General features: G+C 49.6%; 19 protein-coding genes, 2 tRNA genes, 2 rRNA genes and 1 other RNA gene (1 of these 24 running past the window's edge). 9 read left to right on the top strand and 15 right to left on the bottom strand.

Translation table 11 applies throughout. The features are described 5' to 3' along the window. Positions 1–155 precede the first annotated feature (155 nt). The 5 genes from LQ901_RS01850 to LQ901_RS01830 all read right to left on the bottom strand — a co-directional run bounded on the left by LQ901_RS01850 (position 156) and on the right by LQ901_RS01830 (position 4,175). A complete protein-coding gene (locus tag LQ901_RS01850) occupies positions 156–1,154 on the bottom strand; it encodes a BMP family protein (RefSeq protein ID WP_064978136.1) in 999 nt (332 codons plus the stop codon). A gap of 130 nt (positions 1,155–1,284) precedes the next feature. After that, positions 1,285–1,716 (bottom strand): prepilin-type N-terminal cleavage/methylation domain-containing protein, encoded by a 432-nt coding sequence (locus LQ901_RS01845; RefSeq protein WP_064978137.1) that lies wholly within the window; start codon positions 1,714–1,716, stop codon positions 1,285–1,287. Further along, positions 1,700–2,818 (bottom strand): hypothetical protein, encoded by a 1,119-nt coding sequence (locus LQ901_RS01840; protein WP_152136444.1) that lies wholly within the window; start codon positions 2,816–2,818, stop codon positions 1,700–1,702. Before LQ901_RS01840 ends, LQ901_RS01845 begins: the two co-directional genes overlap by 17 nt. Next, positions 2,815–3,678, bottom strand: a complete 864-nt coding sequence (locus LQ901_RS01835; protein ID WP_064978139.1) for a type II secretion system protein J — start codon at positions 3,676–3,678, stop codon at positions 2,815–2,817. Before LQ901_RS01835 ends, LQ901_RS01840 begins: the two co-directional genes overlap by 4 nt. Then, entirely contained in the window at positions 3,675–4,175 is a 501-nt protein-coding gene (locus LQ901_RS01830) for a Tfp pilus assembly protein FimT/FimU (protein WP_064978140.1), read from the bottom strand. Before LQ901_RS01830 ends, LQ901_RS01835 begins: the two co-directional genes overlap by 4 nt. Positions 4,176–4,278: 103 nt before the next feature. Between LQ901_RS01830 and LQ901_RS01825 the strand changes: the two genes are divergently transcribed. Next, positions 4,279–4,650, top strand: a complete 372-nt coding sequence (locus LQ901_RS01825; RefSeq protein WP_064978141.1) for a type IV pilin protein — start codon at positions 4,279–4,281, stop codon at positions 4,648–4,650. 39 nt (positions 4,651–4,689) lie between these two features. Here LQ901_RS01825 and LQ901_RS01820 read toward each other — a convergent pair whose 3' ends face one another. Then, positions 4,690–5,532 carry a M48 family metallopeptidase gene (locus tag LQ901_RS01820; protein ID WP_064978142.1) on the bottom strand — a complete coding sequence of 281 codons (843 nt, stop codon included), beginning with the start codon at positions 5,530–5,532 and terminating at the stop codon, positions 4,690–4,692. A gap of 179 nt (positions 5,533–5,711) precedes the next feature. Between LQ901_RS01820 and LQ901_RS01815 the strand changes: the two genes are divergently transcribed. Beyond that, positions 5,712–6,974, top strand: coding sequence for an MgtC/SapB family protein (locus LQ901_RS01815; protein WP_233671928.1), 1,263 nt, complete (start codon positions 5,712–5,714; stop codon positions 6,972–6,974). 277 nt (positions 6,975–7,251) lie between these two features. Here the strand turns inward: LQ901_RS01815 and dnaJ are convergent, their stop codons facing one another. Further along, complete coding sequence (dnaJ, locus tag LQ901_RS01810; protein ID WP_010864449.1) at positions 7,252–8,385, bottom strand: molecular chaperone DnaJ; 1,134 nt, start codon at positions 8,383–8,385, stop codon at positions 7,252–7,254. A 91-nt stretch (positions 8,386–8,476) separates the two neighbouring features. Continuing rightward, complete coding sequence (gene dnaK, locus LQ901_RS01805; RefSeq protein ID WP_010864450.1) at positions 8,477–10,396, bottom strand: molecular chaperone DnaK; 1,920 nt, start codon at positions 10,394–10,396, stop codon at positions 8,477–8,479. Between the two features lie 358 nt (positions 10,397–10,754). On the opposite strand from dnaK, the gene LQ901_RS01800 reads away from it, so the two are divergent. Continuing rightward, complete coding sequence (locus tag LQ901_RS01800) at positions 10,755–11,354, top strand: acetate uptake transporter (protein WP_197665205.1); 600 nt, start codon at positions 10,755–10,757, stop codon at positions 11,352–11,354. Between the two features lie 138 nt (positions 11,355–11,492). Here LQ901_RS01800 and grpE read toward each other — a convergent pair whose 3' ends face one another. Next, positions 11,493–12,083: a nucleotide exchange factor GrpE gene (grpE, locus tag LQ901_RS01795; protein ID WP_010864452.1), complete on the bottom strand. Its 591-nt coding sequence runs from the start codon at positions 12,081–12,083 to the stop codon at positions 11,493–11,495. A gap of 139 nt (positions 12,084–12,222) precedes the next feature. Between grpE and nadK the strand changes: the two genes are divergently transcribed. The 3 genes from nadK (at position 12,223) to bamE (ending at position 15,347) form a co-directional block, all read left to right on the top strand. Then, positions 12,223–13,104: an NAD(+) kinase gene (gene nadK / locus LQ901_RS01790; protein WP_010864453.1), complete on the top strand. Its 882-nt coding sequence runs from the start codon at positions 12,223–12,225 to the stop codon at positions 13,102–13,104. Between the two features lie 136 nt (positions 13,105–13,240). Beyond that, positions 13,241–14,902: a DNA repair protein RecN gene (recN, locus tag LQ901_RS01785; RefSeq protein WP_064978143.1), complete on the top strand. Its 1,662-nt coding sequence runs from the start codon at positions 13,241–13,243 to the stop codon at positions 14,900–14,902. A gap of 91 nt (positions 14,903–14,993) precedes the next feature. Further along, positions 14,994–15,347 (top strand): outer membrane protein assembly factor BamE, encoded by a 354-nt coding sequence (gene bamE / locus LQ901_RS01780; protein WP_010864455.1) that lies wholly within the window; start codon positions 14,994–14,996, stop codon positions 15,345–15,347. Between the two features lie 209 nt (positions 15,348–15,556). Here the strand turns inward: bamE and LQ901_RS01775 are convergent, their stop codons facing one another. Together LQ901_RS01775 and LQ901_RS01770 are read right to left on the bottom strand one after the other, a co-directional pair. Beyond that, a complete protein-coding gene (locus tag LQ901_RS01775) occupies positions 15,557–15,847 on the bottom strand; it encodes an RnfH family protein (protein WP_010864456.1) in 291 nt (96 codons plus the stop codon). Beyond that, positions 15,840–16,274, bottom strand: coding sequence for a type II toxin-antitoxin system RatA family toxin (locus LQ901_RS01770; protein WP_010864457.1), 435 nt, complete (start codon positions 16,272–16,274; stop codon positions 15,840–15,842). The genes LQ901_RS01775 and LQ901_RS01770 overlap by 8 nt, the downstream gene beginning before the upstream one ends. Before the next feature lie 146 nt (positions 16,275–16,420). Here LQ901_RS01770 and smpB point away from each other — a divergent pair, with 146 nt between their 5' ends. From smpB to LQ901_RS01755, 3 genes are all read left to right on the top strand, one after another. After that, on the top strand, positions 16,421–16,906 hold the full coding sequence (gene smpB / locus LQ901_RS01765; RefSeq protein WP_010864458.1) for an SsrA-binding protein SmpB: 486 nt from the start codon (positions 16,421–16,423) through the stop codon (positions 16,904–16,906). Positions 16,907–16,986: 80 nt separating this feature from the next. Further along, positions 16,987–17,350: a transfer-messenger RNA gene (gene ssrA, locus LQ901_RS01760) on the top strand. 266 nt (positions 17,351–17,616) lie between these two features. Further along, entirely contained in the window at positions 17,617–19,143 is a 1,527-nt protein-coding gene (locus LQ901_RS01755; protein ID WP_064978144.1) for an EAL domain-containing protein, read from the top strand. 224 nt (positions 19,144–19,367) lie between these two features. Here LQ901_RS01755 and LQ901_RS01750 read toward each other — a convergent pair. The 4 genes from LQ901_RS01750 to LQ901_RS01735 form a co-directional block, all read right to left on the bottom strand. After that, a tRNA-Trp gene (locus LQ901_RS01750) sits at positions 19,368–19,443 on the bottom strand. A 7-nt stretch (positions 19,444–19,450) separates the two neighbouring features. Continuing rightward, positions 19,451–19,527: transfer RNA gene (locus LQ901_RS01745), tRNA-Asp, on the bottom strand. Positions 19,528–19,573: 46 nt separating this feature from the next. Then, positions 19,574–19,689: ribosomal RNA gene (gene rrf / locus LQ901_RS01740) — 5S ribosomal RNA — on the bottom strand. A gap of 145 nt (positions 19,690–19,834) precedes the next feature. Next, positions 19,835–22,129, bottom strand: a 23S ribosomal RNA gene (locus LQ901_RS01735) (it continues 609 nt past the right edge of the window).

The raw sequence follows: 22,129 nt of genomic DNA, 5'->3' as shown, positions 1-22,129 counted from the left end.
CCGCCAAGTCCTTTGATCACAACAGCCGGACATCATGTCCGGCAGAACAACATTCGATCACCGGTAACGCACTCATTCACGACAGCGCTACCGATACCGCTTAACGACATGCCTAGCGCATCACCACGCATCACACATGCCAGAGCCTCAGCGCCTTAGTATTGGCAGGACTGCGTCAGATTGTAATCGTGCACTTTCACCTTGCCATCGATCACCGCTTGACGCAGATCGTTCATCTGTTTTTCCATCTCTGGCGTCACCAGTGGACGGTTGTATTCATCCAAAGCCCAACCAACGCCTTGCTCTTTCAGCCCCAGAGATTGCTCACCGGCGGTGAATTTGCCGTCTTGCGCATCTTTAAAGGCATTGTAGACCGCAACGTCGACCCGCTTAACCATCGAAGAGAGCATCACCCCCGGATGCAGGTAGTTCTGATTAGAGTCGACCCCGATAGCATATTTCTTGCCATCCGCGGCAGCCTGATAAATTCCAACCCCCGTGCCGCCCGCCGCAGCGAAGACGACATCCACCCCTTGGTCAAACTGGGCTTTCGCCAGCTCCGCTCCTTTCGTCGGATCGTTCCACGCCGATGGGGTCGAGCCGGTCATGTTCACTTGCACTTTCACCGCCGGCTGCTGATATTTAGCCCCTTGCTCAAAGCCACAGGCAAAGTTACGGATCAGTGGAATATCCATGCCACCGATAAATCCCACATGCTGGCTCTGCGATTTCATCGCTGCCAGCGCGCCGACTAAAAAGGCCCCTTCTTGGTCTTTAAACACCACCGAACGGACATTCGGCATATCCAACACCGCATCAATCAGCACAAACTGTGTGTTAGGGAACTGCTTCGCCACTTTTTCAATCACCGGAGCTTGCTGGAAGCCCACCGCCACAATCGGGCTAAAACCCTTTTGCGCCATACGCAGCATCGCTTGCTCACGCTGCGCTTCATTGGTTATCTCGAACTCACCGTAGTTAATGCCAGTTTCTTTCTTAAACTGCTCCGCCCCGTTATAGGCTGACTGGTTGAACGATTTATCAAATTTGCCGCCCATGTCATAAATGACCGAGGGCTTGAGGGGTTGAGCGTGGGAGGAAAAAGAAACTGCCATCGCAATAGCAAGATATGAGATCGCATTCCATTTGCGCATACATCACTCCATGAATTAGCCGAATAAAACTGCAATACGTGTACAGATAATACTCTGCTCTCCAATCTCAGCTACTCATCAAGCATGTTAAGTGTGCACAACATCACATTCATTCATGGCAGCCGTAGCACTAAGGCACATAATGTTGGCCCGTAGCTAGACTGCGTGAAAGGCTGACTTTTCCTGCTTCATCTTTATACGCAAAATTGATGTTAACGGTATATTTAAAAACATCTAGCGCCGTATTCGGACAAGATAAGGAACAGTGTTGTGAAAAACTGTACCCGTTTACACTGAACAATGTAGGAAGTGAACTACCGCTGATACATTGATTACTAGGTGCACATTTAGCATCTTTTTTTCTGATTTCCTTCGATTTACTCTGCACTTCATCTAATACATTATTTGCAGCCTCCGTAGCAATCAACGTCATGTTGGAAAACTCCAACGTTGTTGACTGTTTTATTTGGTAGCCAATCAAAGCACTGGTTGATACACCCAACACCAATACAGCGATGAGAACCTCTATCAGACTAAATCCTTTTTTATTGATAAAAGTCATACCAGGTTCCTTTCATTGCCATTGCACCGATATCAATTTTTTTCTCCACATCTAGAAGCTTGTGGTAATCATAATAAAGGGTGAAAGCACCATCACCATTGGATACTTTTGCGTCAGAAATAAAAGAACCTCTAATAACTAATGACCCTCTAAAATCAAATTTCAACGATAACTGCTCGCTTACTGGTTTTGGCCTTGAATCAATAAATGCCATCAAGCCATCAACCGTCATAGCTACGCCAGCAGGCGCAGTAGTCAAGGTAACTGACTCATTACCTTTCGATTTACTGATCACCAATAACACATTATTCATGCTTGATGTTTTAAAAGCACAACTACTTGCTCCTGCTCCTAGATCTATCCAGATAGATTTATTATTTAGATCAATAGGCAATTGTTCACAAGAAGAAACTTGAATGTCAAATACATTCTTATTTAGCCCAGATAGATAATGCGATGATGGTGAACCACCATTAAAAGTCACACTTTCTTTATTGGCTAAATTATATTGAGCACATAATCTTACCTGCTCACTCGTCAACGGAGGTTTACAGACTTTGGCTTGACCAGAGGATATCACTCCAGAAGGCGGAAATGGCGCTGCAGTATGGGGAGGTGTATATGCTGTCATATCGGATGATGCATTAGATGAACCATTAACCGTAAAATCAACATCTCCTCCCGCAATCAATCCAGCATCAGGTGCTGTAGAATATCCTTTCGAAACAATCACGGCTTGTGACGCAAAAACAGTACCTATATGGTCTTTATCAGACTCTTGGTTATAGCTATACGATTCAATAGAATGGAATACGCTGCCTAATTTATTAATTGGTTTTATTTTTACTAGGTTACCGCAGTCAACGATTACATCTGATGTATTAGAAATATTGTTATTTTTTATCCAACTAACTGCACACGCTATACCAGATTGAGAAATATTTTTATTTTCTAAATATCGAATCCGATCCTGATTGGTCTGCACCATCGAGTTGACCATCGCACCATATCCCAAAATCGACACAGCGACCACCGCCATCAACATTAATGTTACTGTCAATGTTGCAAACCCTTTTTCAGGCGTACTGGTTAATTTCATCATTGTGCAGGATTCTCCAATGTCACTATTCGAGTGAGAGTGACAACTCTGACGCTATCTTTTATTCTTCCAGTAATTTCAATTTTAAATGCCGGGAAATACAATGCTCCTTTACCATTGCCTATAAAATGCTCGGTATAATTCGTAATCTCTTTAACCGAAAAGGCATCGATAGCAATATTTTTTTTCGTCACAGATGTCCAGTTGTTAGCCGAACTGCAAAAGCCATTGTTTTTATCAGCGAACAACCATGCGGCACATCCATCTCCGCTTCCTGTTGGCTTCTCACATGTATCAATAGCCGTTCGCGTTACACCAGTTTCTCGAGTAGCAATATAGCCATCACCATCACGCCCCTTGATCCAGCGATAACCGAATATCTCATCCGTTACGTTTTTAGTGTTATTTAATATTTTTCCTGTTGTCGCATCAGTAGTGACACAAGGTGTTCCGTTATTAGCCTTTCCAATACACCCATCTTGATTTAGGTCATAGGTAAGGAGCACACAAGCCTGATTAGTACCTAAATCAGTAAAGGTCAAAAAACGATGAAATTCTGTTTTCCCCGTTAATGCTACTGATTCTGCCGTCAGAGAGCTTTGAGATACAGGTAGAAGGGATGTGATATGTGTTACGTTACTGTCGGCTAAAGACACTTTCCCTGGCATAAAAAATCCGGCACGCTTAATATCTCGCTCCATCAGCTCAAGGATTTCATTAATTGCTGTATCTACTTTATTGTTCTCTTGTACTGTCGTTTGAAACGAAACTACCGATGACAGTACGGCACCACTAGCAAGAATAATTAAAGAACCAATAAGTATAGAAACCATCAATTCTATTAGCGTAAAGCCTCGAGTCATTTTGAGCGTCTCTCAAAGTTAATTCCGCCATAACCATTAACTGAGAAATCAAACAATGTTTTGTCGTTTTCCAAAACAAGATTAACTTGATTAACCACTGTTCTCCGACCACCATTAATTTCCATGTATTTTTTAAAACCAGACAGAGGCTGATATTGCCTCAACGCAACATTCCCTCCTGACATCAACATCAATCGATAAGGATAATCACTAGACTTACACAATTTTTTAATCTGACCATCATTGATATCAATCATAGCTTTAGATGATGTCAGGCATAAGCTATCATTAACATATCCGATATAAATATAATTTTTACGTCCTTCGCGAAATGCGATATTTTGAACCTGAAGTAAGTATGCATAAACATTATTTGCTACTTGTTCTAACTGACGATCATCACGCAGCTGCCTATATGATGGTAAAGCAACAGATAACAATACTGTCACCACGGCCATTGCAACCATCAATTCAATTAGTGTCAGCCCTTTCTGCATGACTCTCTCCTTATTATTCGCTACTATTATCGCCTACAGCTTAAATAAAACGAGCAATCACACATTTTACTTAGAGATGGATTCCAATTATTAGGGAAATAGCATGAAAAACGGTTTCACACTTATTGAGCTTATGATTACTGTTGCAGTTATTGCCATAATTTCTGCAATCGCGATTCCGTCTTATCAAAATCATATCCTGAAATCACGACGCTCAGAGGCCATAACACAACTACTGCAAGCACAACTTAAACAAGAAAAACAATGGTTAACCTCCACCCCACACAAATACTCAAATAACATCAACGAACTCGGTATTAGCAACAGTAGCTATTACACATTTAGTACTGAAGCTCAGGATAATGGCTATCAACTGAAAGCCACCGCAAAAGGTTCACAGCTCAAAGATAGCGCTTGCCTAAGCCTCACTATCAATCAACACAGTGATAAAACACCAAGTAATTGCTGGGAGTAGCCAAGTCTCCTCCCAACCAAGGGCCATAAATGTGGATGTTTACGCCTTACACTGCGGACGCCGCCCTGCTGCATGCGCTTGTTGCATCAACGGTAAAGCTCTAGCTTCCCATGCTTGTAGTTGGCTGATGCGGGTCTGACTCGACGGGTGCGTGGAGAGCAGCGCAACTGGCGCAGTGCCTTCTTGCGCCGCCATGCGCTGCCACAAAATCACGGCCTGACGCGGGTCAAAACCGGCCTGTGCCATCAAGGTTAAGCCTAAGTCATCGGCTTCACTTTCTTGCGCTCGGCCATACGGCAACAGCACACCGACCTGAACCCCTAAGCCAAGCGCCGCCATAGCCTCTTGCCCGTATGCCTGCTCACCTAATACCGAGCCGGCGATGTTCATTCCGAGGGCCGCCAGCTGTGAGCGCGATAACCGCTCATTACTGTGCTGCGCCAGCACATGCGATACTTCATGGCCAATCACGGTCGCCAGCTGATCTTGATTTTCAGCCACCTTCAGCAAGCCGCTGTAAACGCCAATTTTTCCGCCCGGCAGAGCAAACGCATTAACCTCTGGGCTATCAAACACCACCACTTCCCACTGCTGAGCACTAACTGCCGGATCGCCGGTATAAGCCGGCAAGGCCGAAGTCACCGCATCGGCGACACACTGCACATAGCGGCGAGTTCGTGCATCTTTCACCACCGGTTGCTGCTGTTTTAGCTGACTAAACGACTGTTCGCCTAACTCCGCCATCTGCGCCGGTGAGTACATCAACACTTGCGAACGACCAGTCGGCGATGAAGCACAACCGGCTAGCCCGCAGGCCAATAACGATACCAACACGCTGCGTTTGAGTATTTTGTGGACTGAAGGAAGACATCCCTGCTGCATAACAAACTCCGTCAGGTTTTCCTAAGCTAACCATTGAGGTGAGATTTACTGCTGCGCACATTACCGCCCAGCTCAGCGAACTGCAAGCGTAGTACTAGCGCAGAGGATTGATGATAATTTGTCCACTGCAGTCGTGCGGAGTATGCTGAAAGAATAAGCCTACGCAGGGAGTCGACATCATGGAGCAGAACCCGCAATTAGCCCCGTTCTGGACACTACTGATCGCACTGTGTCTGGGCGCGGTCATCGGTCTACAGCGCGGTTGGACACTACGCAATGAAGAAACTGGGCGACGCATTGCGGGGATCCGCACCTACTCACTGATCGGGCTAACCGGCGGGATCAGCGGCTTACTGTCGCGCGCCTTCAGCCCGCTCGTCTTAGGTTTTGTACTGCTGGCGCTGGCAGCAATCATTGCACTGGCCTACCACTATCGCCAACAGCAGCACATGAATCTCAGCATTACCGACTCAGTCGGCATGCTACTCACTTGCCTGCTTGGTGCGCTGGCCACCGCCGGCTATCCGCTGTTGGCCGCGCCGGCGGCCGTACTGACCACGCTGATTTTGGATAACAAGCAAGAGCTGCACAATGCACTGCAAAAATTACAAGAGTACGAATTAGATGCAGCTCTGCGCCTGCTGCTGATCTCGGTGGTGATGCTCCCGCTGCTGCCCAATGAAGGTTTTGGCCCTTGGCAGGCCATTAACCCGTACCAGATTTGGTGGATGGTGGTGCTAATTGCGGGGATCTCATTTATCAGTCACTTCGCCATCAAAATCGGCGGTCCGCAAAAGGGTATTCTCTTTACCTCGGTCTGTGCGGGGTTTAGCTCCTCTACGGCACTGACGCTGCAATTTTCCCACCTGTCGCGCCAAGAGCCTGAACTGAGCCCACTGCTAGCCAGCGGAATTTTGCTCAGTTGCGGCACCATGTTTCCGCGCGTTCTGCTCGTCTGCTTTGTGCTCAATCCAGCGCTATTCCGTGAGCTGTGGCCGGCGATGCTGCTAATGATGCTTGGCTTTTATCTGCCGGCCTGCGTTATCTGGTGGTGTCACCGCCACCAGCAATATCAGCAACCAGCCAGCAGTCAAAACCCGCTGTCGCTCTCGGCGGCACTGTTTTTCGGCTTATTGCTGCTGCTGATTATTGTCCTGTCCAAAGCGTTAGGACTGTGGTTTGGTCAAGCGGGCACCTTGCTGCTGGCTGCGATATCAGGTTTAACCGATGTGGATGCCATCACGTTGGCCCTCGCGCAGCAAAGCCGGCACGGTGCGCTGACCATTGCGGTACAAGGGATTTTTATTGCTGCTGCCGTCAATAGCGTGGTCAAGATGGCCATGACTGTGTTTATCGGTAATCGCCGATTGGGATTTTTGACCGGCGCACCGGTACTGCTTTCGGTACTCGCCGGCAGTCTGCTCTTGCTGCGCACCTTTTAATGTGCCGGTAATGAACACGCGCGTTAACAGGAGCAGAGATAAGGAAAAAAGAAAGGAAAAACCTGCGTCTTAAGCATCGGCAAAGCAAACAAAAAAACAGCCATCGCCCAACTAACACGCATAAAATAACGCGCATAAAAAACCCCGTCACGCCAAGGCGGACGGGGTTTTCAGTCAGCTATCTTCTCTAATCGTCTAAAACTTCACGCACTAGCGTCTTAACTCGTTCTCACCTCTCGGCACCACGATATGACACCGTGAGATGATAGAACTGCGCTTAGCGAGTCAGATCGTCGAAGAATTTCTTCACGCCATCAAGGAAGCTTTTTTCTTTCGGGCTATGCTTGCTGCGAGCATCACCGGTGAAGCTCTCTTCCAGCTCTTTGAGCAGCTCTTTTTGGCGCTCGCTCAGTTTCACTGGCGTTTCCACTACCACGCGGCACATCAGATCGCCCACTGCGCCACCACGGACAGATTTCACGCCCTTACCACGCATACGGAACATACGGCCAGTCTGGGTTTCGGCTGGGATCTTCAGGTTAACCCGACCATCCAAGGTTGGCACTTCAACTTCGCCGCCCAATGCTGCCATGGTGAAGCTAATCGGTACTTCACAGTACAGGTTGTTGTCTTCACGTTTGAAGATTGGGTGATCTTTAACGTGTACCTGTACATACAAGTCGCCAGCTGGCGCGCCAAACTCACCGGCTTCGCCTTCACCGGACAGACGAATGCGATCGCCAGTGTCCACCCCTGCCGGGATCTTAACCGACAGTGTCTTGGTCTTCTGCACACGGCCTTCACCGTGGCACTTGTTGCACGGATCTTGGATGATCTGGCCACGACCATGACAGGTTGGACAGGTCTGCTGCACCGCGAAGAAGCCTTGGCGCATCTGGACTTGGCCGGCACCGTGACAGGTCGGGCACGTGGTAGCCTTAGTACCGGCCTTAGCACCGCTACCATCGCAAACATCACAAGCTACCATGGTCGGTACCTTGATCTCTTTGGTTACACCTCGAACCGCTTCTTCCAGAGTCAGTTCCATGGTGTAACGCAGATCCGCACCACGGCTGGCACGTTGCGAACGGCGGCCGCCACCGAAAATGTCACCAAAAACATCACCGAAAATATCGCTGAAATCTGCACCGCCGCCAAAACCGCCTGCGCCGCCCATGCCACCTTGCTCGAACGCCGCGTGACCATACTGGTCATATGCCGCTTTCTTTTGAGCATCCGTTAAGATCTCATACGCTTCTTTAATTTCCTTGAAGCGGTCTTCGGATTCTTTGTCGCCCTGATTGCGGTCCGGGTGATATTTCATTGCCAGACGCTTGTACGCCTTTTTAATTTCCCGTTCATCCGCCTCGCGGGAAACTCCCAGAATCTCGTAATAATCGCGCTTCGCCATAATCTCTTTCACCTGCCCCTACATGAATGTACGGGCGCAGGATCTGCATCCAACGCCCGTACCATGTTCTCACAATCCCTTTATCAAGGAATTATTTTTTGTCTTTAACTTCTTCGAACTCAGCGTCAACAACGTCATCGTCTTGTTTTGCTGAGCCGGTATCCGCGCCGGATTGAGCCTGAGCTTGTGCTTGCGCTTCTTGCTGGCCCAGTTCCATCAGCTTGGCAGATGCTTCAACCAGAGCTTGAATTTTCGCTTCGATGTCGGCTTTATCTTCGCCTTTCGCCGCTTTTTCCAGCGCAGTCAGCGCTTCTTCGATCTTGGTCTTTTCATCTGCTGGCAGCTTGTCACCCAGCTCGGTGATTTGCTTACGGGTACCGTGGATCAGGTGATCCGCTTGGTTACGGGTCTGTACCAGCTCTTCAAACTTACGGTCAGCATCCGCGTTAGCTTCAGCATCACGTACCATTTGTTGGATTTCTTCATCGCTCAGACCAGAAGATGCCTTGATGGTGATCTTCTGCTCACGACCGGTGTTCTTGTCTTTAGCAGACACGTGCAGGATACCGTCGGCATCGATATCGAAGGTGACTTCGATCTGCGCTGTACCACGTGGTCCTGGCTGGATACCTTCTAAGTTGAACTGACCCAGAGACTTGTTATCACCGGCACGCTTACGCTCACCCTGCAGAACATGGATGGTTACTGCAGTTTGGTTGTCCTCAGCAGTAGAGAACACTTGGCTGTGCTTGGTCGGGATAGTGGTGTTCTTCTCGATCAGCTTGGTCATCACGCTGCCCATGGTTTCGATACCCAGAGACAGAGGTGTTACGTCCAGCAGCAGTACGTCTTTCACGTCACCGGCCAGAACACCACCTTGAACCGCCGCACCGATAGCTACTGCTTCGTCTGGGTTCACGTCTTTACGTGGCTCTTTACCAAAGAATTCAGCAACTTTCTTCTGAACCATTGGCATACGAGTCTGACCACCCACCAAGATCACATCATCGATCTCAGAAACAGACAGGCCGGCATCCTGCAGCGCAACTTTCAGTGGCTCCAGAGAACGCTGAACCAGATCTTCAACCAGTGATTCCAGTTTGGCACGGGTCACTTTGATGTTCATGTGCTTAGGACCGGTGGCATCTGCAGTGATGTACGGCAGGTTCACGTCGGTCTGCTGTGCAGAAGACAGCTCGATCTTGGCTTTTTCTGCTGCTTCTTTCAGACGCTGCATCGCCAGTGGATCGTTACGCAGGTCGATACCCTGCTCTTTCTTGAATTCGTCTACCAGATAGTTGATCAGACGGTTATCGAAGTCTTCACCACCTAAGTGAGTATCACCGTTGGTTGCCAGTACTTCGAAAGTCTTGTCGCCATCCATCTCGTTGATTTCGATAATGGAGATATCGAAAGTACCACCACCTAAGTCGTACACAGCGATGGTGTGATCACCACCTTCTTTGTCCAGACCGTAAGCCAGTGCCGCAGCAGTTGGTTCGTTGATGATACGTTTTACTTCCAGACCTGCGATACGGCCGGCATCTTTGGTTGCCTGACGCTGCGCATCGTTAAAGTAAGCAGGTACGGTGATAACAGCTTCAGTGACTGGCTCACCCAGGAAGTCTTCTGCTGTTTTCTTCATTTTCTTCAGAACTTCAGCAGACACTTGTGGTGGCGCCATTTTCTGGCCTTTCGCTTCTACCCACGCATCGCCATTGTCCGCTTGAACAATTTTGAATGGCATGATGCTTTCGTCGCGCTGAACTTCTTCGTCAGTGAAACGACGACCGATCAGACGCTTGATAGCAAACAGTGTGTTTTGCGGGTTAGTTACTGCCTGACGTTTTGCCGGTTGACCTACCAGGATTTCACCGTCTTGAGTGTAAGCGATGATGGAAGGCGTGGTGCGATCACCTTCGCTGTTCTCAATAACACGTGGCTTGTCACCATCCATGATGGCAACACAGGAGTTGGTAGTACCCAGGTCAATACCGATAATCTTGCCCATAGTGCATCTCCAAAACTTTAACTTAAATTCTGTTTAATCCGGGCTAAGCCAGTCCACATTCTTGTCTGTGTTCTCTTAGGCTCACCCGTCGCTCTTGCGGTTGATTAATAAGTGGGGTCGCATTTTTGAACCTCAAGGGGGAGAAGCGAAATTTTTTTAATTTTTTTTGCCCCCCGCAGTGAAACTGGACGACCGGGTATTTTTTCAACCGTGTATTGATTATTTCAACAATAAACGTATCATTCGCGCGCGCAGTTAAGCGCATTAAAATTTTCTTACATTTTCCCCTAATTTTTATTTTCCGACGGTATACCGTCTTTTTTTGGGTATTGGTGTAAACCAATCAAAGGAGAACTTCGTGTCCAACTGCAATCTGGCCAATCCGGCTCCTCTCGGTCTGATGGGTTTCGGTATGACCACCGTGCTGCTGAACATTCACAACGCCGGTTTCTTCCCTGTCAGCGCCATGATCATGACCATGGGTATTTTCTACGGCGGCTTAGCGCAGGTTATCGTCGGGATTATGTGCTTTAAGAAAGGGGATACCTTCGGAACAACCGCATTTACCTCTTACGGTCTGTTCTGGCTGACGCTGGTATTCCTGTGGCTGCTGCCAGCGATGGGTCTGACCGCACCAACTGAACACGCGTTCATGGGTCTGTACCTGGGCATGTGGGGCATCTTCACCCTGTTCATGTTCTTCGGTAGCCTGAAATACTGCCGCGCAAAGCAATTCGTCTTTGCCAGCCTGACCGTGCTGTTCTTCCTGCTGGCGGCGCGTGACCTGACCGGTAGTGAACTGATCGGTACCATTGCTGGCTTCGAAGGCATCATCTGTGGCTTCAGCGCAATCTACTTTGCGATGGCTCAAGTGCTGAACGAAACCTATGGCCGTACCGTACTGCCTGTAGGTGAGCTGAAAAAAACTCAGCCAGCGGCGCAGCTGCAAACCGCGTAATTAGCGCCTCTACACGTTATCCATAAAAAAGAGCACCCTCGCGGTGCTCTTTTTTTATTCACAGTCTGCAACGAAGATCAGCGATATTCCGCAGACTTAGACACTGACTCACGCGCTAACGTGAGTCAGTAACGGCCATTAAGCCTGAGTATCGACGCTGTTACCCTTGGATACCATCACCATCGCTGGACGGATCAGACGACCGTTCAGGGTATAGCCTTTTTGCAGCACCATCACGATGTGATTGGCTGGATGTTCGGCAGATTCCACCATGCTCATCGCCTGATGCACATCAGGGTTGAATGGGCAGCCAACTTGGTCAACAGGCTCAACACCGAACTTGTTCATCGCGCTGTACAGTGATTTCAAGGTCAGCTCAACGCCTTCAATCATGGCGTGCAGATCGGTGTTTTGCTTGTCAGCCAGCTCAACGGCGCGCTCCAAGCTATCGATGACCGGCAGCAGCTCGTTAGCAAACTTCTCCAGCGCAAACTTGTGCGCCTTCTCGACATCTTGCTCAGCACGACGACGGATGTTGTCAACTTCAGCGCGCGCGCGCAAAACACTATCACGCTCATTGCTTTTGGCTGCATCCAGCTCTTTTTCCAGCTCAGCGATACGGGCATCGCGCGGATCAGCACTCACTTCCAGCTCAGTTTCTTCAGCAGACATCGCAGCTTGCTCGGCTTCAGTCTGTTCAGTTTGTGGATTAATCTCTTGTTGGCTCATGAATTTCTCCGCGATTTGGCATTCTCAACCTTAGTTAGCTTATTATGGGGACGAAAAGCGGTGATTCAAGGGTAAAATCCCGGCCAACGGCCGCCGGATTATCCGGCCGAGATCTCAGTTACAGCGAAAAGGCACAAAAATGAATTCAGGATTTACATGTATAGCTCTGGTTGGTCGTCCTCGCCATCAAGCTGGACTAGCAACTCATGAGACCCTATATCGCTGGCTGACGGCTCAAGGCTACCATGTTCTGTTAGAGCGCCAAGTCGCTCATGCCCTGCAAATCACCGATGCGAACACCGCCAGCTTGACCGAAATTGGCCAGCAGGCTGACCTCGCGGTGGTTATTGGGGGGGATGGCAATATGTTGGGTGCCGCACGGGTATTAGCGCGCTACGGTGTGGCGATGATTGGTGTCAACCGCGGTAACTTGGGCTTTTTAACCGATCTCGACCCAGAAAATGCACAAACTCAGTTAAGCGAAGTGCTGGCCGGTGATTACCTCACCGAAGACCGCTTTTTACTGGAAGCGGAAGTGTTCAGTGGCGATCGCCCTAAACGCGCCAGCAGCGCCATCAACGAAGCAGTGCTGCACCCCGGTAAAGTCGCGCACATGATAGAGTTTGAGGTTTACATCGATAACCGCTTTGCGTTTTCCCAACGCTCCGATGGCCTGATTATCTCGACCCCAACCGGCTCCACCGCCTACTCACTGTCCGCTGGCGGCCCCATCCTGACCCCGAATCTGGATGCCATCACCTTGGTGCCGATGTTCCCGCATACCCTGTCCGCGCGCCCGTTGGTGATCGACAGCAACAGCCACATTCGATTGCGCTTTTCCCAAGGCACCACTAGCACGCTGGAAATCAGCTGCGACAGCCAAATTGCCCTGCCTATCCAGCAAGGCGATGAAGTGGTGATCCGCAAAAGCCCGCACCGCCTGCGCCTCATTCACCCTAAAGAGTACAACTACTTCAATATTCTTAGCAGCAAGCTAGGGTGGTCGAAAAAGCTGTTTTAAATCGTCACAACCCTGACCTCGCCTCTTAGAGTCCGAGTAACCAGCGGGAATCTTGCCGTGCAGATCTTTACTGTATACAAAACCAGTATATACTGTCTTTGTATACAGTAATGGATATTTGCACAGAGGCTCTCCGATGCTGGCTCAATTAACCGTCAATAATTTTGCTATCGTGCGTGAACTGGCGATGGATTTCCATGCCGGAATGACCACCATTACCGGCGAAACCGGTGCCGGTAAATCCATCGCCATTGATGCGTTAGGATTATGTCTCGGAGAGCGTGCAGAAGCGGCAATGGTGCGCGCAGATGCCAAGCGCGCTGAAGTATCGGCCAGCTTTTTATTGCAAGGCAACCCAGCCGCCCGCCGCTGGTTGGAAGATAACCAACTGGATGAAGGCGATGACTGTATCCTGCGCCGCGTGATCAGCGCTGATGGGCGCTCGAAAGCCTTTATTAACGGCACGCCAGTGCCCGCCTCACAGCTGCGCGACTTAGGCCAACACCTGATTCATATTCACGGTCAGCATGCCCACCAGCGTCTGCTCAAGCCCGATTATCAGCTGCAATTACTGGATGCCTATGCTGGTCACCAAGGGCTGCTGGATGAAATGCGTCAGGCTTATCAAACCTGGCGCGAACAAAAAAATGCCCTCAAAGCCTTCGAGCAAAACCGCAGCGAGCGCGAAGCTCGTCTGCAACTGCTGCAATATCAAGTCAAAGAGCTGGATGAGTTCGCACTGCAAATCGGTGAGTTTCAGCAAATTGATGAGGAGTATAAGCGGCTGTCCAACAGCGGTGAGCTGCTGCAACTGAGCGGTGAATCCTTACAGATTTTGTACGAAGCGGATGAAAACAGCATTTTGAGTCTGATGCGTTTAGCCGAGCAGCGCGTCAGTCAGTCTGCCGAGTTGGATCCGCAGCTGCAACCGCTGGTACACATGCTGGAAGAAGCAACCATCCAACTGCAAGAAGTCAGCGATGAACTGCGCCACTATTTAGACCGCCTCGATCTAGACCCGCAGCGTCTGCAATATCTGGAGCAGCGCTTAGCCAAAGCGGTGCAGCTGGCACGTAAGCATCATATTCAACCCGATGAGCTGCCGGAGCTGCATCAAAGCATCCGCGATGAGCTCGATACTTTGCGCGAACAAGATCTCGATAGCGAGCAGCTCGAGCTGCGTGAACAAGCCTACCGCGAAGCGATGCTACACAGCGCCGAGAAACTCAGCCAGAGCCGTCAACGCTATGCCGGTGAGTTGGCGAGCCTCATCACCCGTAGCATGCGCGAGCTGTCGATGGAAAATGGCAATTTCTTTATTGAACTCAACGCCAGCGAGCAGCGTCTGACGCCGCTTGGCTTTGATCACATTGAATTTACCGTCACCACCAACCCCGGCCAACCGGCACAAGCACTGGGCAAAGTAGCATCGGGGGGCGAACTGTCACGGATTTCACTGGCAATTCAGGTGATCACCGCACGTAAAGTCGATACTCCTAGCCTGATTTTCGATGAAGTGGATGTGGGGATCAGCGGCCCAACCGCCGCGATTGTCGGCAAGCTGCTGCGTCAGCTCGGCGAGTCCACCCAAGTGTTGTGTGTCACCCACCTGCCGCAGGTCGCCGGTTGTGGCCATAATCACTATTTTGTCAGCAAGTTCACCGATGGCCAGATGACTGAAACGCGGATGACTTTACTTAGTAACGAAGCGCGCTTGAATGAACTGGCCCGCTTGCTTGGCGGCAGCCAAATCACAGAGAATACCCTCGCCAATGCGCGTGAACTGCTGGCAGCGTGATCCGGTCGCACAGATCACATATCTGTTTTTACTTTAGCGTCCGGGTTGATTATTATCACGGGTAACTCGTTTACAGGAATACTGACTCGCTATGCGCTGTAAAACACTGATTACTGCATGTCTGCTGACCATGCTCACCGCAGGTTGCTCCACGGTCGAAAAAGTGGTGTACCGCATTGATGTGGACCAGGGTAACTACCTGGAGCAAAAGGATGTCGCACAGCTGCGACAGGGAATGAACAAAGATCAGGTGCTGTATCTGCTCGGTACGCCACTGCTCAATGATCCATTTGGCAGCGATACGTGGTACTACGTGTTCCGCCAGCAAAAAGGCCACGATGCACCAACCCAGCAAACACTGGTTTTGAGCTTCGACAGCCAAGGACTGCTGAGTCAGATTAAAAATCAAGACCAACTGCCCGCTAACCTCGAGCACAATAGCTAATTAGCAGCCGCGAACTCTTGATTACCACGCTGGCGAGAAAAACCACGTCAGAAAAGAAAATAGAAAAAAACCGGTCCGAGTCATTGCTGACTTACTAAGACCGGTTTTTCTTTATCTTTTATCTGGCTTTTATTGTTTGTCGACTATTGTTTTACCAACAGTCACGTGTTTATCGACAGCCATGCAGCGCATCACGATGAGAAAACAAACTAGGCGTTTTTCTTCGCCCGCTCGGCACGCAGACGACGCATCTCTTTCGGATCGGCCAGTAAAGGACGATAAATCTCGATTCGATCACCGTCATGTACACGATCGGAAAGCTTAACCATCCGGCTGTACACACCAACACGATTGACCCGCAAATCGATATCCGGGCACATCTGTAATATCCCCGAGCGCAGAATAATCTCTTCCACCGTGGCCGTATCCGGCACCGACAAACTTAATACGCGTTGTACATTCGGCAAGGCATACGCGACTTCCACATGAATCTCAGCCACCGTACACCTCCTTCGCGCGCGAGGTAAATGCATTAACCATATTACCGGCCAGCTCTTTAAAGATCCGGCCAAATGCCGCTTCTACCAGCACACTGGTAAATTCGAAGTCCAGATGCAGCTCCACTTTACACGCATCCTCACTGAGCGCAGTAAAATGCCAACCACCGCTGAGCTTACGAAACGGACCATCGACCAGATTCATCTGAATTTTCTGATTTTGCTGTAACGTATTTTTCGTCACAAAGGTCTTGCTGATCCCGGCCTTCGACACATCCACTGCCGCGGTCATCTCATCTGACGCCTGCGACAAAATCCGGCTGCCAACACACCCGGGCAAAAACGCTGGATACGCACTCACATCATTGACCAGTGTATACATCTGCTCAGCACTGAACGGAACCAGCGCCGAACGACTGATCTGGGGCATAGCAATACCTCACAACACAAAAAACGCCCCGATCATAGCATTCAATTTCACACTCCCAAAGTCAGAGATGGTTCATCACCGGTAAAAGACGGTAGAATAGCAACCATATTCAAAGCATCAGGCTCGGCCTGAGTTAAGGTGGTCTTATGACAAAGAAAAATGCCAATAAAAAAGCGGGGTCGTCGACCATTGCGTTAAACAAACGAGCCCGCCACGAATATTTTATCGAAAATGACATGGAAGCCGGCCTGTCACTGCAAGGCTGGGAAGTCAAATCACTGCGTGCGGGCAAAGCCAACATCAGTGAAAGCTACGTATTGCTAAAAGACGGCGAGGCCTTTTTATTTGGCTCGACCATCAACCCGCTGTCTGTCGCGTCCAGCCATGTCGTGTGCGATCCAACCCGCACCCGCAAATTGCTGCTCAAGCAGCGCGAGCTGGATGTTCTGTATGGCAGCGTCAACCGCGATGGTTATACCTTGATGCCACTGAGCCTGTACTGGAAAGGGCCATGGGTGAAGGTCAAAATCGGTCTGGCCAAAGGTAAAAAACTGCATGATAAACGTGCGGATATCAAAGATCGCGAATGGCAAGTGGCCAAAGAGCGGATCATGAAGCACGCAGGGCGCTAATCCAGCACTTTTTTAGCATTATTTAATGCGATAAGTTGACGCATCACTAAAAGATTCTGGTATACTCAGAATCACAACTTGGGGCTGATTTTGGATTCGACGGGATTGGCGAAACCCAAGGTGCATGCCGAGGTGCGGTAGGCCTCGTTAACAAACCGCAAAAAATAGTCGCAAACGACGAAAACTACGCACTAGCAGCTTAATAACCTGCATAGAGCCCTCTCTCCCTAGCCTCCGCTCGTAGGACGGGGATCAAGAGAGGTCAAACCAAAACGAGATCGCGTGGAAGCCTTGCCCGGGGCGGAAGCGTTAAATCTAATCGGGATAGTCTATCAGTGGCGTGTCTGTCCGCAGCTGGTCGGCGAATGTAAAGACTAGACTAAGCATGTAGTACCGACGGCGTAGTAATTTCGGACGCGGGTTCAACTCCCGCCAGCTCCACCAATCGATTGGAAGGGCGATAACTCATTGAGTTATCGCCCTTTTTGCATCTATTCCTCTGCTTAACACCAATATCCAGCCCTCTCTAGTGCTCCAACAGCCACAGAGCAATGCACAGGCCGCGCGCCTAGAGATTATCTTCCTTTATTAAGATCACAATATTTCGGCGAAAACTTACCAAAATCAGGCAAACAGGCGTAGCCTAAAAATATCTTACGGACCGCTGTTTTTGATTAAATGCACCATCTGTATGGCTAAGGAGCCGTTACATGCTCAATCGCCTGAGCCATAAACTCACGCTATGTATTGCGATTATCCTCATCCCATTTTCCTTACTGCTATGGCTGATGTACAGCGACTACATTCGACAGATCAACCACGATGCAGAGTACACCGCTAAAAAAACTACCGAAGCCGTCAATGGTCTATTAAGCTATGCTGAACAAGCTAATCAGACCATTTTGGCTAAGCCGCATGATTTGGCCCAATGCGATAACATTGTACTAGCGTTACGCAAACAAGTTGCCACCGTACCTTATGTTCGCTCAGTCAATCTAGCGCAACACGGTGCAATTTACTGCTCATCTCTATATGGCGCGGTACACGTTCAAGATGAATATACGCGCTACCATAATGGCAAACTGCTGCTACTTCCAGGCACCTTGGTCAAATCAAACTATCCTCTGATCGTTGTGCGCAACACGAAAGGAAATATCGCCGTCCTCAGCAGTATCGGCAGCATCTATTTTCAGAGTATCCTGCAACAGCAGGAAAGTCCGGAGCTATTGATAGCGCTTCGCATTGATGATCATTGGCTATCGAAAGACGGGAAGTTCAGTACTCAAAACCCATTCGCGCATGGGATCAATCACCGCACATATCTATCTTCTGCCTTCCCGTTTGCCATCGAGACCTCACTCAACTATCCCTCATTCTGGCAAGCCTTTTGGCACAATAACCAACCCTATATCTGGGGGTTATTCCTCCTTCTTTGCGCCTTCAGCGCCGGCATTGGTTATTTGTTGAATAAGCCTTACCCTTTTTCCACCGAACTAAAACGAGCCCTGCTGAATAACGAATTTATTCCATATGCACAAACCATCATTGATGCCAAAACTCGGCAAGTGATCGGTATTGAAGTCCTCATGCGCTGGAAGCATCCGCAACAAGGCTTGATCCGTCCAGATCTGTTTATACCGCAAGCTGAAGAATCAGATCTGATCATTCCGATGACCAGCGCGTTATTCAAGCAATCCGCCAGCGTACTCTCTCGTTATCAACAACAGCTACCGGCAGAGTTTCACATTGGCTTTAATATTACCGCTCGTCATTGCCAGCATCAGAGCCTCCTAGATGATGTGCAGGTCTTCTTGCACACCATCCAAGGTACGGATATCAAATTAGTCCTAGAACTCACTGAGCGCCAAGCTATCGAGCATACCGCCGATACAGCAGCGCTTTTTGATGCTTTACAGGCATTAGGGGTGATCTTAGCCATTGACGATTTTGGTACCGGCCACTCGACACTGAATTATTTTCAATATCTGCATGTTGGCAGTCTCAAAATTGACCGCTCTTTTGTGAATCAAATTGGGGAAGGCTCATTATCTGAACATATCATCGAGAATATCGTCGATCTTGGGCACCGCTTATCTCTGGCCATGGTGGCAGAAGGCGTCGAAACAGAACAACAAGCGCAATATCTCACGGAACGAAATGTGACTTATCTACAAGGTTATCTCTTTAGTAAACCAGCACCACTTGAGCAGGTACTCGCATCACTTATTCACTCATAGGATTATGCAGGAATGCAGGAATGCAGGAATGCAGGAATGCAGGAATGCAGGAATGCAGGAATGCAGGAATGCAGGAATGCAGGAATGCAGGAATGCAGGAATGCAGGAATGCAGGAATGCAGGAATGCAGGAATGCAGGAATGCAGGAATGCAGGAATGCAGGAATGCAGGAATGGTGTTCGATACATAATAAAAAAGCCAGCATTTCTGCTGGCTTTTTTATCTGGCAGGGGCGGAGGGACTCGAACCCCCAACATTCGGTTTTGGAGACCGACGCTCTACCAATTGAACTACGCCCCTAAATCAGTGGCGGTGCGGACGGGACTCGAACCCGCGACCCCCGGCGTGACAGGCCGGTATTCTAACCAACTGAACTACCGCACCACCGATTCTTTTTCCAACCCAATCAGTATAGGTTGCTAAATTTAATGCCTGGCAGTTCCCTACTCTCGCATGGGGAGACCCCACACTACCATCGGCGCTACGGCGTTTCACTTCTGAGTTCGGCATGGGGTCAGGTGGGACCACCGCGCTATCGCCGCCAGGCAAATTCTGTTTCTCTATCGCGTACACACTATGTTGTTGTGTCTCGCGCCAGAGCTAAAATCTAAAAACAAGCTAAATAACTGATGTATTGTTCTTTTGAACAAGTAACTGTGACTTCATTCTTCCAACATCACTTTGGCGTTGTATGGTTAAGCCTCACGGGCAATTAGTACAGGTTAGCTCAACGTATCGCTACGCTTACACACCCTGCCTATCTACGTCGTAGTCTCCAACAACCCTTTAGGAGGCTTTAAGCCTCAGGGATGACTCATCTCGGGGCAAGTTTCGCGCTTAGATGCTTTCAGCGCTTATCTCTTCCGCATTTAGCTACCCGGCAATGCCACTGGCGTGACAACCGGAACACCAGAGATGCGTCCACTCCGGTCCTCTCGTACTAGGAGCAGCCCCCCTCAATCATCCAACGCCCACGACAGATAGGGACCGAACTGTCTCACGACGTTCTAAACCCAGCTCGCGTACCACTTTAAATGGCGAACAGCCATACCCTTGGGACCAACTTCAGCCCCAGGATGTGATGAGCCGACATCGAGGTGCCAAACACCGCCGTCGATATGAACTCTTGGGCGGTATCAGCCTGTTATCCCCGGAGTACCTTTTATCCGTTGAGCGATGGCCCTTCCATTCAGAACCACCGGATCACTAAGACCTACTTTCGTATCTGCTCGACCTGTCCGTCTCGCAGTTAAGCTAGCTTCTGCCTTTGCACTAACCGCATGATGTCCGACCATGCTTAGCTAACCTTCGTGCTCCTCCGTTACTCTTTAGGAGGAGACCGCCCCAGTCAAACTACCCACCAGACACTGTCCGTATCCCGGATTACGGGACAACGTTAGAACATCAAACATTAAAGGGTGGTATTTCAAGGTCGGCTCCACGCAAACTGGCGTTCACGTTTCAATGCCTCCCACCTATCCTACACATCAAGGCTCAATGTTCAGTGTCAAGCTATAGTAAAGGTTCACGGGGTCTTTCCGTCTTGCCGCGGGTACACTGCATCTTCACAGCGATTTCAATTTCACTGAGTCTCGGGTGGAGACAGCCTGGCCATCATTACGCCATTCGTGCAGGTCGGAACTTACCCGACAAGGAATTTCGCTACCTTAGGACCGTTATAGTTACGGCCGCCGTTTACCGGGGCTTCGATCAAGAGCTTCGCTTTCGCTAACCCCATCAATTAACCTTCCGGCACCGGGCAGGCGTCACACCGTATACGTCCACTTTCGTGTTTGCACAGTGCTGTGTTTTTAATAAACAGTTGCAGCCAGCTGGTATCTTCGACTGATTTCAGCTCCATCCGCGAGGGACTTCACCTACCATCAGCGTGCCTTCTCCCGAAGTTACGGCACCATTTTGCCTAGTTCCTTCACCCGAGTTCTCTCAAGCGCCTGAGTATTCTCTACCTGACCACCTGTGTCGGTTTGGGGTACGATTTCTGGTAACCTGATGCTTAGAGGCTTTTCCTGGAAGCGTAGTATCAGCTACTTCAGCACCGTAGTGCTTCGTCATCACGCCTCAGTGTTAATGAAAGACCGGATTTGCCTAGTCTCTCCACCTTCACGCTTAAACCGGGACAACCGTCGCCCGGATAGCCTAACTTTCTCCGTCCCCCCTTCGCAGTTACCACAAGTACGGGAATATTAACCCGTTTCCCATCGACTACGCTTTTCAGCCTCGCCTTAGGGGTCGACTCACCCTGCTCCGATTAACGTTGAACAGGAACCCTTGGTCTTCCGGCGAGCGGGCTTTTCACCCGCTTTATCGTTACTTATGTCAGCATTCGCACTTCTGATACGTCCAGCATACCTCACAGTACACCTTCAACCGCTTACAGAACGCTCCCCTACCCAATAACACCTAAATGTCATTGCCGCAGCTTCGGTGCATGGTTTAGCCCCGTTACATCTTCCGCGCAGGCCGACTCGACTAGTGAGCTATTACGCTTTCTTTAAATGATGGCTGCTTCTAAGCCAACATCCTAGCTGTCTAAGCCTTCCCACATCGTTTCCCACTTAACCATGACTTTGGGACCTTAGCTGGCGGTCTGGGTTGTTTCCCTCTTCACGACGGACGTTAGCACCCGCCGTGTGTCTCCCGGATAGCACTCTACGGTATTCGGAGTTTGCAAAGGGTTGGTAAGTCGGGATGACCCCCTAGCCTTAACAGTGCTCTACCCCCGTAGGTGTTCGTCCGAGGCGCTACCTAAATAGCTTTCGGGGAGAACCAGCTATCTCCCGGTTTGATTGGCCTTTCACCCCCAGCCACAAGTCATCCGCTAATTTTTCAACATTAGTCGGTTCGGTCCTCCAGTTAGTGTTACCCAACCTTCAACCTGCCCATGGCTAGATCACCGGGTTTCGGGTCTACACCTTGCAACTAATTCGCCCTATTAAGACTCGGTTTCCCTACGGCTCCCCTATTC

Source organism: Plesiomonas sp. PI-19 (genome assembly GCF_021368255.1).
Taxonomy (GTDB): Bacteria; Pseudomonadota; Gammaproteobacteria; order Enterobacterales; family CAMTGL01; genus Plesiomonas; species Plesiomonas shigelloides.
The sequence above is the reverse complement of the archived record's forward strand: the minus strand, read 5'-3'. Positions and strand labels throughout refer to the sequence as shown.